Genomic DNA, 15,012 nt, shown 5'->3' on the forward strand with positions numbered 1-15,012 from the left:
CGCCCGCATATTCCTGGTGATCAATTTCACAGAATCGCGATTAATCCACCAAATATTCTCTCCATGGTCTAACCGTCATCACTTCGTCATATTTAGCAGAAAACCGGTCCATTTCAGTCGAATTATCCAAAGATAATCAAAAAATATTACCCACAACAAATTACCGCTCAGCCCTTATATCACGGGGGCTGTGCCGCCATGTCCCTCACTCCATTTTGCCGAGAGTTCGCCATTGAGGGTTGTCACAGAATCTGAGTATGTTAGGGTGTAAAAAGATCATTATCACCATTGGGTACCATATCGCAATAAACAAATAACAGGAACTTCTCTATTGCATGGCAATTAAATTAGAAATCAAAAATCTTTATAAGATATTTGGCGAGCACCCTCATCGTGCTTTCAAATATATTGAGAAAGGACTCAACAAAGCGCAAATACTGGAAAAAACGGGGCTGTCGCTTGGCGTCAAAGACGCCAGTCTGGCCATTGAAGAAGGCGAGATATTCGTCATCATGGGGCTCTCCGGCTCGGGGAAATCCACCATGGTTCGCCTTCTCAATCGCCTGATTGAACCCACCCGCGGCCAGGTGCTGATTGACGGGGTCGATATCGCCAAAATGTCGGACGCCGAGCTGCGCGAGGTGCGTCGTAAAAAAATTGCGATGGTTTTTCAGTCCTTTGCGCTAATGCCGCACATGAGCGTGCTCGACAATACGGCGTTTGGCATGGCGCTTGCCGGCGTCCCGGCCGCTGAGCGAGAGCAAAAAGCGCGGGAAGCGCTGCGTCAGGTGGGGCTGGAGAATTATGCCCACGCCTGGCCGGATGAACTCTCCGGCGGGATGCGTCAGCGCGTCGGTTTAGCCCGCGCCCTGGCGATTAATCCCGATATTCTGTTAATGGATGAAGCCTTCTCCGCGCTCGATCCGCTCATTCGCACCGAAATGCAGGATGAGCTGATCAAATTACAGGCTAAGCATCAGCGTACCATTGTCTTTATTTCCCATGACCTTGATGAAGCCATGCGAATTGGCGATCGCATCGCCATTATGCAAAATGGCGAAGTGGTTCAGGTCGGTACTCCGGATGAAATATTGAATAATCCGGCCAATGATTATGTCCGCACCTTCTTCCGCGGCGTCGATATTAGCCAGGTCTTCAGCGCAAAAGATATTGCCCGTCGTAGCCCGGTCGGCCTGATTCGTAAAACGCCAGGTTTTGGCCCCCGCTCTGCGCTGAAATTATTACAGGATGAAGACCGGGAATATGGTTATGTCATTGAGCGCGGTAATCGCTTTGTCGGGATTGTCTCGATCGATTCTCTGAAAACCGCGCTCAGCGCCGGCCAGGGGATCGAGGCGGCGCTGATCGACGCCCCGCTGGCGGTGGAGGCGCAAACGCCGCTCAGCGATCTGCTCTCCCACGTCGGCCACGCCCCGTGCGCCGTCCCGGTGGTGGATGAAGAACAACAATATATTGGCATCATTTCCAAACGAATGTTGCTCCAGGCTTTAGATCGCGAGGGGGTGAATCATGGCTGATCAAACCAATCCGTGGGACAGCGCCCCGGCAACCGACAGCGCCGCTCAGGCTGCAGACGCCTGGGGTGGCGCCTCAACTGCCGCGCCGACTAATGGCGGCGGCGCCGACTGGCTGCACAGCGCCCCGGCGCCGCAGCCGGAACAGTTCAATATCATGGATCCGTTCCATAAGACCCTGATCCCGCTCGACAGCTGGGTGACCCACGCCATCGACTGGATCGTGCTGCACTTCCGCCCGCTGTTCCAGGGGATCCGCGTGCCGATCGACTACATCCTCAGCGCCTTCCAGCAGCTGCTGTTGGGGATGCCGGCGCCGGTGGCGATTATCGTCTTCGCGCTGATCGCCTGGCAGATCTCCAGCCTCGGCATGGGGGTCGCCACCCTGGTCTCGCTGATTGCCATCGGCGCCATCGGCGCGTGGTCGCAGGCGATGGTCACCCTGGCGCTGGTCCTCACCGCCCTGCTGTTCTGCATGATCATCGGCCTGCCGCTGGGGATCTGGCTGGCGCGCAGTCCGCGAGCGGCGAAAATTATCCGCCCGCTGCTGGATGCCATGCAGACCACGCCGGCCTTCGTCTACCTGGTGCCGATCGTGATGCTGTTCGGCATCGGCAACGTGCCCGGCGTGGTGGTGACGATTATCTTCGCCCTGCCGCCGATCGTCCGTCTGACCATCCTCGGGATAAACCAGGTGCCTGCGGATCTGATCGAAGCGTCGCGCTCGTTTGGCGCCAGCCCGCGCCAGCTGCTGTTTAAAGTTCAGCTGCCGCTGGCGATGCCCACCATTATGGCCGGGGTTAACCAGACGCTAATGCTGGCCCTGTCGATGGTGGTGATCGCCTCGATGATCGCCGTCGGCGGTCTTGGCCAGATGGTGCTGCGCGGCATTGGCCGCCTGGATATGGGCCTGGCCACCGTCGGCGGCGTGGGGATCGTGATCCTGGCGATTATTCTTGACCGCCTCACCCAGGCCGTCGGCCGCGACGCCCGCAGTCGCGGCAACCGCCGCTGGTACACCACCGGCCCGCTGGGGCTTCTTACTCGCCCTTTCTGTCGATAAGTCGATAACAGCGCCGCACCCCGGCACCAGCCGATGCCGGGGTGCCGCCTTCCCGTTAAACAATAAGAGGAACCACCATGCGACATAGCACGATGATGGCCACCGCCGCCTTTGCCACCCTGATCGCCACCAGCGCCTTCGCCGCCGACCTGCCGGGCAAAGGAATTACCGTCAAGCCGGCGCAGAGCACTATCTCCGAAGAGAGCTTCCAGACCCTGCTGGTCAGCCGCGCGCTGGAGAAGCTTGGCTACACCGTCGAAAAACCGAGCGAAGTGGACTATAACGTCGCCTATACCTCGATTGCCGCCGGGGATACGACCTTTATCGCCACCAACTGGCAGCCGCTGCACGATGACATGTACGCCGCGGCGGGCGGTGATAACAAATTTTACCGCAAGGGGGTGTACGTCTCAGGCGCCGCCCAGGGCTATCTGATCGATAAAAAAACCGCCGAGCAGTACCACATCACCTCTATCGATCAGCTCAAAGATCCGCAGATCGCCAAACTGTTTGATACTAACAACGACGGTAAAGCGGACCTCACCGGCTGCACCCCGGGCTGGGGCTGCGAAGCGGTGATTAACCACCAGATTGACGCCTATGGCCTGAGCAAAACCGTCACCCATAACCAGGGCAACTACGCGGCGATGATGGCCGACACCATCGCCCGCTATAAAGAGGGTAAACCGGTGCTCTACTACACCTGGACGCCGTACTGGGTTAGCGACGTGCTGAAGCCTGGCAAAGACGTCGTCTGGCTGCAGGTGCCGTTCTCCTCCCTGCCGGGCGAGCAGAAAAACATCGATACCAAACTGGCCAACGGCGCCAACTATGGCTTCCCGGTCAACACCATGCACATTGTCGCCAACAAAGCTTGGGCGGAGAAAAATCCGGCCGCCGCCACTCTGTTTAGCGTCATGAAGCTGCCGATCGCCGACATCAACGCCGAGAATGCGATGATGCACGAAGGCCATGCTTCCGAAGCCGACATTAACGGTCATGTTGATGGTTGGATCAAAGCCCACCAGCCGCTGTTCGACAGCTGGGTGAAAGCCGCACTCGCCGCGCAGCAGTAACCCGCCCCCGGATAAGGCCCGGCGCCTTATCCGGGCCCCTTCCCCGCCTTTCATCCCGTCAGGGTCATGGAAAAGCGGATTGCGGGCATTTTCATAGTGTTAAGGCGCGTCGCGCTCTGTTAAGGTGGGGACATCGGTCAATTTGCCACCTTCACATGGATCCAGCGATAAGTTATTCATATGGAAAACCCCGCGCCCTTAACCTGTGCCTTATCTGAACGTGTCGCTACCGTCGGCGAAGGCATTAAAGACAGTCTCCCCATCGTCATCAGCTACCTTCCGGTGGCATTCGCCTTCGGACTGAACGCCACCCGGCTGGGTTTCACCCCGCTGGAAAGCCTGTTTTTCTCCTGCATTATTTACGCCGGCGCCAGCCAGTTTGTGATCACCGCCATGCTGGCCGCCGGCAGTTCGCTGTGGGTCGCCGCCCTGACGGTGATGGCGATGGACGTCCGCCACGTGCTGTATGGCCCCTCGCTGCGCAGCCGCATTCATACCGCGCTGGACAAAAAGAAGACCGCCCTCTGGGCCTTCGGCCTGACCGATGAGGTTTTCGCCGCCGCCACCGCCAGGCTGGTACGCGACAACCGACGCTGGAGCGAAAACTGGATGCTCGGTCTCGCGTTTACCTCGTGGGCATCGTGGGTGTGCGGCACGCTGGCCGGCGCCTGGTCCGGCAACGGCCTGCTGGTGGATTATCCGGCGGTGGAAGCCGCGCTCGGCTTTATGCTGCCGGCGCTGTTTATGAGCTTCCTGCTGGCCTCTTTCCAGCGCCAGCAATCGCTGTGCGTCACGGCGGCGCTGGCGGGCGCGCTGGGCGGCATTCTGTTATTTTCCATTCCGGCGGCGATCCTCGCCGGGATTGTCTGCGGGTGTCTGACGGCGCTGGTCCAGGCCATGCTGAAGGGGATGCCGGATGAACAGTGAGGTCCTTCTGCTCGGAGTGATTGTCGGCGGCGTGAACTATCTGTTTCGTTATCTTCCCCTGCGTCTGCGCGCGGGCCATGCCCAGCCTGCCCGTCGTGGCCCGGTCAGCGTGCTGCTGGATACCATCGGCATCGCCTCGATTTGCGCGCTGCTGATGGTCTCCAGCGTGCCGGAGATCCTCGCCGATGCCCATCGCCTGGCGCCGACGCTGATCGGCTTCCTGGTGCTGGGGGGCGCCTTCTGGAAAACCCGCAGCATTATTATCCCGACCCTGCTGTCGGCGTTGGCCTACGGTCTGGCCTGGAAAATCACCAGCGGGCTCTAAGCTTTGCGTATCAATTTTGGTCAATAATTCATTTGATTTATTTGTCACAATAGTTATTATATCGACTGTAATTAATGAGGTCATACCCAAATGGATAGTTCGTTTACTCCCATTGAGCAAATGCTCAAGTTCCGCGCCAGCCGCCATGAAGATTTCCCGTTCCAGGAGATTCTGTTAACTCGTCTTTGCATGCATATGCAAGGTAAACTGCTGGAAAATCGCAATAAAATGCTCAAAGCGCAGGGAATTAACGAGACATTATTTATGGCGCTGATTACGCTGGAGTCGCAGGAAAACCACAGCATTCAGCCGTCCGAGCTGAGCTGTGCGCTGGGCTCGTCGCGTACCAACGCCACCCGTATCGCTGATGAACTGGAAAAACGCGGCTGGATTGAACGCCGCGAGAGCGATAACGATCGTCGCTGTCTGCATCTGCAGCTGACCGAAAAGGGCCATCAGTTTTTGCGTGAAGTCCTGCCGCCGCAGCATAACTGCCTGCACCAGCTGTGGTCTTCACTCAGCACCAGCGAAAAAGATCAGCTCGAACACATTACCCGCAAACTCCTGAGCCGCCTTGACCAGATGGAAGAAGAAGGCGTGCTGGCGGACTCTCTACGCTAAGGGCGGCGTCGCTCAGCCCATTTTTACGTTGCAAGGAAAACAGCCAGGCCAGCAGATCTCTGCTGGCCTTTCTGATAAACAGGTCGGCTCAGCCGATGTGAAATAATAAGATCGTGGAGAATAACATGAGCGCAAATGCGGAGAGCCAAACCCCGCAGCAACCAGGCAGCAAAAAAGGGAAGCGTAAAGGCGCCCTTCTGTTGCTGACATTGCTCTTCATTATTATTGCCGTGGCATATGGGATTTACTGGTTTCTGGTACTGCGTCACTACGAAGAGACCGACGATGCCTACGTGGCAGGGAACCAGGTACAAATTATGGCCCAGGTCTCGGGCAGCGTGACCAAAGTCTGGGCAGACAACACGGACTATGTGCAGAAAGGCGATCCGCTGGTCACTCTCGATCAGACCGATGCCCAACAGGCGTTTGAGAAAGCCAAAACGCAGCTGGCCGCCAGCGTGCGTCAAACCCGTCAGCAGATGATCAACAGCAAGCAGCTGCAGGCGAATATTGACGTCAAAAAGACCGCCCTCGCCCAGGCGCAGGCTGACCTGAACCGCCGCATCCCGCTGGGCGCTGCGAACCTCATCGGCCGCGAAGAGCTGCAGCACGCCCGCGACACCGTCGCCAGCGCGCAGGCCGAGCTTGACGTGGCGATCCAGCAGTACAACGCCAACCAGGCGATCGTGCTGGGTACCAAACTGGAACAGCAGCCGGCGGTGCTGCAGGCGGCGACCGAAGTGCGTAACGCCTGGCTGGCCCTGCAGCGTACGCAGATCGTCAGCCCGATTAGCGGCTACGTTTCCCGCCGCTCGGTACAGCCTGGGGCGCAGATCGGCACCACCACGCCGCTGATGGCGGTGGTTCCGGCGACCAACCTGTGGATCGACGCTAACTTTAAAGAGACCCAGCTGGCGCATATGCGCATCGGCCAGCCGGCCACCGTAATCAGCGACATCTATGGCGATGACGTGAAATACACCGGCAAGGTGGTTGGTCTGGATATGGGAACCGGGAGCGCCTTCTCCCTGCTGCCGGCGCAGAACGCCACCGGCAACTGGATCAAAGTGGTACAGCGCTTGCCGGTCCGCATCGAGCTGGATGAAAAACAGCTGGCGGAACACCCGCTGCGCATCGGCCTCTCGACGCTGGTGGAAGTTAACACCACCGATCGCGATGGCGAAATGCTGGCAAGCCAGGTGCGGAGCTCCCCGGTCTACGAGAGCAATGCCCGCGAAATCGCTCTCGATCCGGTCAATAAACTGATAGACGAGATCATTCAGGCCAACGCCGGATAATTCGGGGTGAGTGTAATGCAACAGCAAAAACCGCTGGAAGGCGCGCAACTGGTCATCATGACCATTGCGCTGTCGCTCGCGACGTTCATGCAGGTGCTGGATTCCACTATCGCCAACGTGGCGATCCCGACCATCGCCGGTAACCTTGGCTCATCGCTGAGCCAGGGGACCTGGGTCATCACCTCGTTCGGGGTCGCTAACGCCATCTCCATTCCGATCACCGGGTGGCTGGCCAAGCGCGTGGGCGAGGTGAAGCTGTTCCTGTGGTCCACCACCGCTTTCGCCATCGCCTCCTGGGCCTGCGGCGTCTCCAACAGCCTGACGATGCTGATCTTCTTCCGCGTCATTCAGGGGATTGTTGCCGGGCCGCTGATCCCGTTGTCGCAAAGTCTGTTGCTCAGCAACTATCCGCCGGCGAAACGCTCTATCGCCCTGGCGCTGTGGTCGATGACGGTGATCGTCGCCCCCATCTGCGGCCCGATCCTCGGCGGCTATATCAGCGATAACTACCACTGGGGATGGATCTTCTTTATCAACGTGCCCATTGGCGTGGCGGTGGTGCTGATGACCCTGCAGACCCTGCGCAACCGGGAAACCAAAACCGAACAGCGGCGTATCGACGGCGTCGGCCTGGCGCTGCTGATCATCGGTATCGGTAGCCTGCAGGTGATGCTGGACCGGGGTAAAGAGCTGGACTGGTTCTCCTCCAATGAAATTATCATTCTGACCATCGTGGCGGTGGTGGCGATAAGCTTCCTGATCGTCTGGGAGCTGACCGACGATAACCCGATTGTCGATCTGTCGCTGTTTAAGTCGCGCAACTTCACCATCGGCTGCCTCTGTATCAGCCTGGCCTACATGCTCTACTTCGGGGCCATCGTGCTGCTGCCGCAGCTGTTGCAGGAGGTCTACGGCTACACCGCGACCTGGGCCGGCCTGGCGTCAGCGCCGGTGGGGGTGATCCCGGTCATTCTGTCGCCGATTATCGGCCGCTTTGCGCATAAGCTCGATATGCGACGGCTGGTCACCTTCAGCTTTATCATGTACGCCGTCTGCTTCTACTGGCGCGCCTGGACCTTCGAACCGGGGATGGACTTTGGCGCCTCGGCGTGGCCGCAGTTTATCCAGGGCTTCGCGGTAGCCTGCTTCTTCATGCCGTTGACCACCATCACCCTCTCCGGCCTGCCGCCGGAACGGCTGGCGGCGGCGTCGAGCTTGTCGAACTTCACCCGTACCCTTGCCGGCTCCATCGGGACCTCGATCACCACCACCCTGTGGACCAACCGCGAGGCGCTGCACCATGCGCAGCTCACCGAATCGGTGACGCCGTTCAACCCCAACGCGCAGCAGATGTACGATCAGCTGCAGGGGATGGGAATGACGCAGCAGCAGGCGTCCGGCTGGATAGCGCAGCAGATAACCAACCAGGGGCTGATTATCTCCGCCAACGAAATCTTCTGGATCTCAGCGGCCATTTTCATCCTGCTGTTGGGACTGGTGTGGTTCGCCAGACCCCCGTTCAGCGCCGGCGGCGGCGGCGGCGGCGCGCACTAAGCCTCACATTAAGGGACCTGCGGGTCCCTTTTTTACGGCGTCAGGTTGTCCAGTTCTCGCTAGTTTCTGTCTTGTTTGCGAAAGCCCGCCAGCCGGCGCTCGGGCAGGATAGAGGCTGACTATTAAGGAGAACACTATGCTGAGCCATCCTGCTGAAAAGTACCGTCCCTATCCGCCGATTACCCTGCCCGACCGCCGCTGGCCGGACCGGCAAATCAGCCACGCCCCGCGCTGGCTGTCGACCGACCTGCGCGACGGCAACCAGGCGCTGGCGGAGCCCATGGACAGCGCCCGCAAACTGCAGTTCTGGGATCTGCTGCTGGAGTGCGGCTTTAAAGAGATTGAGGTCGCCTTCCCTTCCGCCTCGCAAACCGATTTCAACTTTGTCCGCCAGCTGATTGACGAACAGCGCATCCCGGAGGAGGTCACCATCCAGGTGCTGACCCAGGCACGGGACCCGCTGATCCTGCGTACCTTTGAAGCGCTGCGCGGCGCCCGCCGGGCCACCGTCCACCTCTACAACGCCACCGCGCCGCTGTTCCGCGAACTGGTTTTCGGCATGGACAAGGCCGAGGTGATCGCCCTCGCGACCCGCGCCACCCGGCTTATCCGCCAGCAGTGCGAACAACAGCCGGAGACCCGCTGGCAATATGAATATTCGCCTGAAACCTTCTGCTTCACCGAACCGGAGTTTGCGCTCGAGATTTGCGAAGCGGTGGCGGACGTCTGGCAGCCCTGCGCCGAGCGACCGATGATCGTCAATCTGCCGGCGACGGTGGAGGTCAACACCCCCAACGTCTATGCCGATCAGATCGAGTACTTTTGCCGCCACTTCTCCCGCCGCGGCGAGGTCTGCATCAGCGTGCATCCTCACAATGACCGCGGTACCGGCGTCGCCAGCGCCGAGCTGGCGGTGATGGCCGGCGCCGACCGGGTGGAAGGCTGCCTGTTCGGCAACGGCGAACGCACCGGCAACGTCTGCCTGGTGACGCTGGCGATGAACCTCTACAGCCAGGGCGTCGACCCTGAGCTTCGCTTCGAGCAGATGAACCGGGTGGTGGAAGTGGTGGAAAACTGCAATCAGATCCCCGTGCACCCGCGCCACCCGTGGGCGGGAAGTCTGGCCTACACCGCCTTCTCCGGTTCCCATCAGGATGCGATCAAAAAAGGGTTTGATGCCCGTCAGCCTGGCGACCCATGGCGAATGCCCTACCTGCCCATTGACCCGCAGGATATTGGCTGCAGCTATGAGGCGGTGATCCGCGTCAACAGCCAGTCGGGGAAAAGCGGCAGCGCCTGGCTTATCGAACAAAATCATGGTCTGAAGCTGCCCCGCGGGCTGCAGCAGGACTTCAGCCAGCACGTTCAGCAGGCCACCGATAGCGACGGCAAAGAGATGACCCACCATGCGCTGTGGCAGCTGTTCCGCACGCGCTACGGGCTGCAGGCGCAGCCTGCGCTGACGCTGGTCGATTATCAGAGCGCCAGCCAGCAGGATGGCCAGCTGTCCCTGCAGGCGACGCTGCGTCACCACGGCGAAACCCGACGCCTGCAGGGCCAGGGCAACGGCCTGCTCTCCGCCGCCGCCAGCGGCCTCAGCGCGCTGTTTCGGCAGCCGTTTATGATCAAGGACTATCATGAGCATACCCTCGGCGCGCGCAGCGACAGCCGGTCGGTGGCCTATATCCGCTGCGTTTTTCCGCAAGGAGAAAGCTACTGGGGCGTGGGTATCGATAATGACGTGGCGCGCGCCTCGCTGCAGGCGCTGTGCAATGCGCTCAGCGCCGCCGATCAGGCCGGCGGACGAAAATAGTCGCTGGGGGCGACGCCCATTACCCGACGAAACATGGCGCTGAAGGCGCTGTGGCTGCCGTAGCCCAGCTCCAGCGCCACCCGCAGGACGGAGTGGCCCTGCGCCAGGCGAATCAGCGCTTCCATTAGCTTCGCCCGTCGCACCCACTCGCGCCACGTCAGGCTAGTCTGCTGCTGAAAATGGCGGTTCAGGGTTCGCTCGCTCATGCTGCACGCCTTCGCCGCCTGGCTGCTGCTCCAGACGTCGCCCGGCGCCTCGCGCACCTGCTGACACAGCCGGCGCAGCGTTTCGCTTTGCGGCTCCGGCAGGCCAAACGGCAGGATCGCCATCCCGCGGATCTCATCGAGGATCAGCTCATAAATCCGTTCGTCGCGGCTGGCGGGGGCATAGCGCTCGGCCAGCGCCAGGGAAGAGACGATCAGTTCCCGCAGCAGCGGCGTGATCTGTACGATCTGGCTGCCCGCCGGAAGATCGGCGCGCGCCAGCGGATCGATAAACAACGTGCGCGCCGCGACGTTGCCGGTCATGCGCAGCGCGTGGGGCGTTCCCGCCGGCAGCCAGACGCCGCGCCCGGGCGGCACCACCCAGTAGCCTGCCGGCGTCGCCACCCGCACCACGCCGCTTAAAATATGCAGCAGCTGGGCGCAGTCATGCTGATGCCAGTCTTCCTGGTCACCGTGAGCGTAATCATGGGCAAAGGGCACCAGCGGGCGGTGCTGAAAGGAGAAGGTGGTGGTGGTCGTCATGGCGGCGTCGGGAGAGCGGCCCGGCGACAGGCGTCGGGCCGCGGCGGAAGCACTAGATGTGCAGTTCCTGCAGTTTTTCTTTCGGCAACGCCAGTTCGTCGTTGCTGTTGATGCGCACATCGCGCTCAATGATATGACGAGCGATCTCCTGCGCCTCTTCCAGCGAGTGCATGGTATAGGTCCCGCACTGGTAGACGTTCAGCTCCGGGATCTGGTTCTGATCTTGCACCTTCAGCACGTCGGCCATCGCCGCTTTCCAGGCGTCGGCGACGCGCTGCTCGTCCGGCGTACCAATCAGGCTCATATAGAACCCGGTGCGGCAGCCCATCGGCGAAATGTCGATAATTTCCACGCCATTCCCGTTCAGGTGATCACGCATAAAGCCGGCGAACAGGTGCTCCAGGGTGTGGATACCGCGCTCCGGCATCACTTCCTGGTTCGGCACGCAGAAGCGCAGATCGAATACGGTGATTTCATCGCCATGCGGCGTGTTCATTTTCTTCGCGACACGCACCGCTGGGGCTTCCATTCGGGTATGGTCGACTGTGAAACTATCTAACAACGGCATTCGTCACCTCCGGGAGTGAATTTTTTTAAAATAAAATGAACTCTTTGTTCAGCCGCGAGTCTCAGTATATGAAAGACGCGCATTTATTATCATCATCATCCCTGAATCAGAGATGAAAGTTTGGCCACAGTGATGTGGCCTTTTTCTTTTCCAGCGCTACGCGTGCCGCGCCAACAGCGCCTCAAACGGCTCGCTGTCTTCCGCTTCTACTTTCTTCTGTCGCGCCACCGACGCGTCGCGCTCGGCGATGAAATCTTCTTCGCTCAGGATCTCCAGCGGCTCTTCACGCAGCTGGGTGCGGTAACGATCGGCCAGCGCACGGCCGGTTCCGCCAATCCCTTCTTCAATCATAGAACGCAGAATGCGGGCTGAGAAGGTTAATTCCGGATCGTCAAAACAGGCCAGCAGCTCATCGCAGACCTGTTGATAGGCCTCGCCGCCGTGAATGCTGTCCAGCGTCTGCGCCACGCGGCGTAAATCGCGGAACAGATCTTTACCTACCTGCGCCAGCGGGAACTGCGCGCTTTCGCAGCCGATGCCCAACGTTAAGCCCGGCTTACGGCCTTCCAGAATCACCCGATTCCAGTTGGTGCGGGTGCACAGCAGCTCATCGCTGCTCATCTCCGGCGCGTCGGCCAGCGCGCACCAAACCATAAACAGATCGAGGAAACGCACCTGCTGGGCGTCAACGCCGATCGGCGAGAACGGGTTGATATCCAGCGAACGCACTTCAATGTACTCAATGCCGCCGCGCAGCAGCGCATCGGACGGGGTTTCGCCCCGACGGGTGACGCGTTTCGGGCGGATCGGCGCATAGAGTTCGTTTTCAATCTGCAGGATATTGCTGTTGATCTGCAGATACTTACCGTCTTTTTCCAGCCCGATTTTGGCGTACTCTTCCGACGGCGTTTTAATCGCGCGCTTCAATCCTGCCACATACTCGTGCAGATCGTTAAACGTAATTCCGAGATTGCTTTGCGACTTATTGGTATAACCGAGGTCGCTGAGGCGCAGCGAGGTGGCGTACGGCAGGTAGTACATGCCGTTGCCCGTCTCCTCAAAGGGCAGCGTCGTCGGCTTTCCTTGCAGGAATGAAGAGCAAATCGCCGGCGAGGCGCCGAACAGATACGGGATCACCCAGCCAAAGCGATAGTAGTTACGAATCGTGCGAAAATAGCCTGCTGAAATGGCCTCTTTCCCGCTTTCAGCGTCTTCCACACCGCACTTCGCCTGCCAGAACGTCATCGGCAGCGAGAAGTTATAGTGCACGCCGGAGATAGTCTGCATCAGCGCGCCGTAGCGGTTCTTCAGCCCCTCGCGATACAGCGTTTTCAGGCGTCCCACGTTAGAGGTGCCGTACTGCGCCAGCTCAATATCCTGACCGGGGGCGATATAGCAGGGCATGCTCAGCGGCCACATCCGCTCGTCACCGATCTGACGCGCGGTATAGCGATGGACATCGCGCATAAAGGTCAGCATATGCTCAATATCGCCGTCCACCGGCGTAATAAACTCGAGTAAAGCTTCGGCAAAATCGGTGGTAATCCATTTATGCGTCAGCGCTGAGCCTAACGCCAGAGGGTGACCGGTCGTCGCCAGCGTACCGTCTGCGTTCACGCGCAGCGTCTCCCGCTCCAGACCACGTTGAATACCCTGCAGGGCCTGCGGATGTTTTTCCAGCCAGGCCAGCGCCTGTGATACGTCCGGGATCAATTTGACCTCCCGCCTGTCGAAATCGTTTGAATAAGCATAATTGTAATGGATGAACTATCAGTCCAATTAGTGCCACCACGTCATGCCCTGAAGCGTCGCTGCCGCAATGACGATATAGCGCAGCGCCTTTCCAAGGCATAAGAAAAAGAGTACCGGTCCCCAGGAAATGCGCATCCATCCCGCCAGCAAACACAGTAAATCGCCGACAACCGGCGCCCAGCTTAGCAACAGCGTCACTGCGCCGTAGCGCTTAAGCCAGCCGGCCGCCCGCTCCTGCCAGCGCGAGGTTTTACGCAGCGGAAACAGGCGCCCCAGAATAACGTTAGTTACCCCTCCAAGGCTATTGCCGATTGTTGCTATTAATACTAACCACCACGGATGACTAACCCCCGTAAGAAGCATCGCAACCAGCACAACCTCCGAATTGCCGGGAAGCAGCGTGGCGCTTAAAAAGCTACTGGCAAACAGCGAGAGGAGTGACAGCGCGTCGCTCACAGCAAACGCACGTCTACAGCGTCCATTCCCGCGCGCTTCGCCGCCTGCAGACCAAAGTCGGCATCTTCGAAGACCACGCATTTTTCCGGCGCGACGCCCATGCGCCCGGCGCACAGCAGGAAGGTATCGGGCGCGGGTTTATGGTTGACCACATGATCGGCCGCCACCACCGCGGAGAAGTAATGACGCAGGCCCAGGTGCGCCAGCAGCGCTTCGGCGACGGCGCTTTCACTACCGGTGCCGACCGACATCGGGCGACGGCCGTGCCACGCTTTGACCACCTCGATCAGCGGCAATGGGCGTACGCTATCCAGCAGCATCGCCTTAACGGCCAGGGTTTTTTCCTGCGCCAGGCGATGTGGATCGAGATCCGCCTGGTTGAGTTCAATAATCGCCTGGGCAATCCGCCAGGTCGGTGAGCCATTGAGGGCGACCATCGCCTGTTCGTCGAAACGCATACCGTAGCGGCCCAGCACCTCGTTCCATGCCTGACGGTGGGTCGGCTCGGTATCGAGGATGGTGCCATCCATATCAAAGATCAGTCCTGCGTAACCTTCGTACATCGTCTTCTCACCAACCGGTTAATGAATGGTTACTGTAACGCAAAAGCCGGTCGTTGTCGCGGCCAGCGGCGCAGACGACAAAGGCGCCCACAGGCGCCTTCAGGCATCAGACCGGATAGCCGGCCTTATTTAATACGCAGATCGTTTTCGACCATTCGCACACCCTGCACCCGACGGGTGACTTCCACCGCCCGTTTAGCGCTTTCCGCGGAGGAGACAAATCCGCTCAGCTGGACGCGGCCTTTAAAGGTCTGGACGCTGATTTCAGAGGACTTGATGTCTTTATCGTTAAAGAGCGCCGTTTTCACCTTAGTGGTCACCACGGTATCGTCAATGTAACCGCCGGTACTTTCTTTGGTGGACGAACCGGCACAACCAGCGAGGACCGTCGCCACCAGCAGCGTCGCGCAAAAAGCAGGTATTGCTTTGAACCATTTCATGGATTTCTCTCCTTGCATTTATCTCAGCCTGATAACGCTGATATACAAGGATAAATTATAGTGGAAAGCGCGGCTTGCCAATAAAAAAGTCGGATGAAACTGGGATGAAAAACGCGGTTATCGGGATGGTGAGAGAAGAGTGAAGATGATGCATTCAGAACGGGTGCTGCGATAATTTCGCAGCCTATGTAACAACATCGTCGCTGTTATTAAGGAGAATATGGTGCATCCGGGAGGATTCGAACCTCCGACCGCTCGGTTCGTAGCCGAGTACT

At 59.3% G+C, this 15,012-nt stretch carries 15 protein-coding genes; 9 read left to right on the forward strand and 6 right to left on the reverse strand.

Features of this window, described 5'->3' with window-relative positions:
• Positions 1 to 335: 335 nt before the first annotated feature.
• The 9 genes from proV to leuA all read left to right on the forward strand — a co-directional run bounded on the left by proV (position 336) and on the right by leuA (position 10,212).
• The gene (gene proV, locus ABLX76_RS20190) at positions 336 to 1,538 is read left to right on the forward strand and encodes a glycine betaine/L-proline ABC transporter ATP-binding protein ProV (protein WP_002914328.1); all 1,203 of its coding nucleotides are present in this window, start codon (positions 336 to 338) and stop codon (positions 1,536 to 1,538) included.
• Positions 1,531 to 2,598, forward strand: a complete 1,068-nt coding sequence (proW, locus tag ABLX76_RS20195; protein ID WP_023290754.1) for a glycine betaine/L-proline ABC transporter permease ProW — start codon at positions 1,531 to 1,533, stop codon at positions 2,596 to 2,598. Before proV ends, proW begins: the two co-directional genes overlap by 8 nt.
• Before the next feature lie 77 nt (positions 2,599 to 2,675).
• Positions 2,676 to 3,674 (forward strand): glycine betaine/L-proline ABC transporter substrate-binding protein ProX, encoded by a 999-nt coding sequence (gene proX, locus ABLX76_RS20200; protein WP_023290755.1) that lies wholly within the window; start codon positions 2,676 to 2,678, stop codon positions 3,672 to 3,674.
• A gap of 180 nt (positions 3,675 to 3,854) precedes the next feature.
• Positions 3,855 to 4,601, forward strand: coding sequence for an AzlC family ABC transporter permease (locus ABLX76_RS20205; protein ID WP_023290756.1), 747 nt, complete (start codon positions 3,855 to 3,857; stop codon positions 4,599 to 4,601).
• Positions 4,591 to 4,926: an L-valine transporter subunit YgaH gene (ygaH, locus tag ABLX76_RS20210; protein ID WP_348875154.1), complete on the forward strand. Its 336-nt coding sequence runs from the start codon at positions 4,591 to 4,593 to the stop codon at positions 4,924 to 4,926. The genes ABLX76_RS20205 and ygaH overlap by 11 nt, the downstream gene beginning before the upstream one ends.
• A 90-nt stretch (positions 4,927 to 5,016) precedes the next feature.
• Entirely contained in the window at positions 5,017 to 5,547 is a 531-nt protein-coding gene (mprA, locus tag ABLX76_RS20215) for a transcriptional repressor MprA (protein ID WP_002914337.1), read from the forward strand.
• Positions 5,548 to 5,672: 125 nt separating this feature from the next.
• On the forward strand, positions 5,673 to 6,845 hold the full coding sequence (gene emrA / locus ABLX76_RS20220) for a multidrug efflux MFS transporter periplasmic adaptor subunit EmrA (protein WP_004205697.1): 1,173 nt from the start codon (positions 5,673 to 5,675) through the stop codon (positions 6,843 to 6,845).
• Positions 6,846 to 6,860: 15 nt separating this feature from the next.
• Entirely contained in the window at positions 6,861 to 8,399 is a 1,539-nt protein-coding gene (gene emrB, locus ABLX76_RS20225; RefSeq protein ID WP_065883421.1) for a multidrug efflux MFS transporter permease subunit EmrB, read from the forward strand.
• Between the two features lie 136 nt (positions 8,400 to 8,535).
• Positions 8,536 to 10,212: a 2-isopropylmalate synthase gene (leuA, locus tag ABLX76_RS20230; RefSeq protein ID WP_023290757.1), complete on the forward strand. Its 1,677-nt coding sequence runs from the start codon at positions 8,536 to 8,538 to the stop codon at positions 10,210 to 10,212.
• Here leuA and ABLX76_RS20235 read toward each other — a convergent pair.
• From ABLX76_RS20235 to ABLX76_RS20260, 6 genes are all read right to left on the reverse strand, one after another.
• The gene (locus tag ABLX76_RS20235; protein ID WP_087827190.1) at positions 10,191 to 10,958 is read right to left on the reverse strand and encodes a helix-turn-helix transcriptional regulator; all 768 of its coding nucleotides are present in this window, start codon (positions 10,956 to 10,958) and stop codon (positions 10,191 to 10,193) included. The genes leuA and ABLX76_RS20235 overlap by 22 nt on opposite strands.
• Before the next feature lie 52 nt (positions 10,959 to 11,010).
• On the reverse strand, positions 11,011 to 11,526 hold the full coding sequence (gene luxS, locus ABLX76_RS20240) for an S-ribosylhomocysteine lyase (protein WP_023290759.1): 516 nt from the start codon (positions 11,524 to 11,526) through the stop codon (positions 11,011 to 11,013).
• Positions 11,527 to 11,682: 156 nt separating this feature from the next.
• Positions 11,683 to 13,239, reverse strand: a complete 1,557-nt coding sequence (gene gshA / locus ABLX76_RS20245; protein ID WP_065883424.1) for a glutamate--cysteine ligase — start codon at positions 13,237 to 13,239, stop codon at positions 11,683 to 11,685.
• A gap of 66 nt (positions 13,240 to 13,305) precedes the next feature.
• Positions 13,306 to 13,734, reverse strand: a complete 429-nt coding sequence (locus tag ABLX76_RS20250) for a YqaA family protein (protein ID WP_023290761.1) — start codon at positions 13,732 to 13,734, stop codon at positions 13,306 to 13,308.
• Positions 13,731 to 14,297 carry a fructose-1-phosphate/6-phosphogluconate phosphatase gene (gene yqaB / locus ABLX76_RS20255; RefSeq protein ID WP_348875158.1) on the reverse strand — a complete coding sequence of 189 codons (567 nt, stop codon included), beginning with the start codon at positions 14,295 to 14,297 and terminating at the stop codon, positions 13,731 to 13,733. Before yqaB ends, ABLX76_RS20250 begins: the two co-directional genes overlap by 4 nt.
• Positions 14,298 to 14,422: 125 nt before the next feature.
• Complete coding sequence (locus tag ABLX76_RS20260; protein WP_023290762.1) at positions 14,423 to 14,737, reverse strand: BON domain-containing protein; 315 nt, start codon at positions 14,735 to 14,737, stop codon at positions 14,423 to 14,425.
• Positions 14,738 to 15,012: the final 275 nt, after the last annotated feature.

Origin of the sequence: Klebsiella sp. JB_Kp004 (genome assembly GCF_040065795.1) — a bacterium.
Classification (GTDB): domain Bacteria; phylum Pseudomonadota; class Gammaproteobacteria; order Enterobacterales; family Enterobacteriaceae; genus Klebsiella; species Klebsiella quasipneumoniae.

Bases quoted from the DNA above. Each gene is read 5' to 3' on its own strand.
- proV (WP_002914328.1), top strand. From the start codon at position 336: ATGGCAATTAAATTAGAAATCAAAAATCTTTATAAGATATTTGGCGAG.
- proW (WP_023290754.1), top strand. From the start codon at position 1,531: ATGGCTGATCAAACCAATCCGTGGGACAGCGCCCCGGCAACCGACAGC.
- proX (WP_023290755.1), top strand. From the start codon at position 2,676: ATGCGACATAGCACGATGATGGCCACCGCCGCCTTTGCCACCCTGATC.
- ABLX76_RS20205 (WP_023290756.1), top strand. From the start codon at position 3,855: ATGGAAAACCCCGCGCCCTTAACCTGTGCCTTATCTGAACGTGTCGCT.
- ygaH (WP_348875154.1), top strand. From the start codon at position 4,591: ATGAACAGTGAGGTCCTTCTGCTCGGAGTGATTGTCGGCGGCGTGAAC.
- mprA (WP_002914337.1), top strand. From the start codon at position 5,017: ATGGATAGTTCGTTTACTCCCATTGAGCAAATGCTCAAGTTCCGCGCC.
- emrA (WP_004205697.1), top strand. From the start codon at position 5,673: ATGAGCGCAAATGCGGAGAGCCAAACCCCGCAGCAACCAGGCAGCAAA.
- emrB (WP_065883421.1), top strand. From the start codon at position 6,861: ATGCAACAGCAAAAACCGCTGGAAGGCGCGCAACTGGTCATCATGACC.
- leuA (WP_023290757.1), top strand. From the start codon at position 8,536: ATGCTGAGCCATCCTGCTGAAAAGTACCGTCCCTATCCGCCGATTACC.
- ABLX76_RS20235 (WP_087827190.1), bottom strand. From the start codon at position 10,958: ATGACGACCACCACCACCTTCTCCTTTCAGCACCGCCCGCTGGTGCCC.
- luxS (WP_023290759.1), bottom strand. From the start codon at position 11,526: ATGCCGTTGTTAGATAGTTTCACAGTCGACCATACCCGAATGGAAGCC.
- yqaB (WP_348875158.1), bottom strand. From the start codon at position 14,297: ATGTACGAAGGTTACGCAGGACTGATCTTTGATATGGATGGCACCATC.
- ABLX76_RS20260 (WP_023290762.1), bottom strand. From the start codon at position 14,737: ATGAAATGGTTCAAAGCAATACCTGCTTTTTGCGCGACGCTGCTGGTG.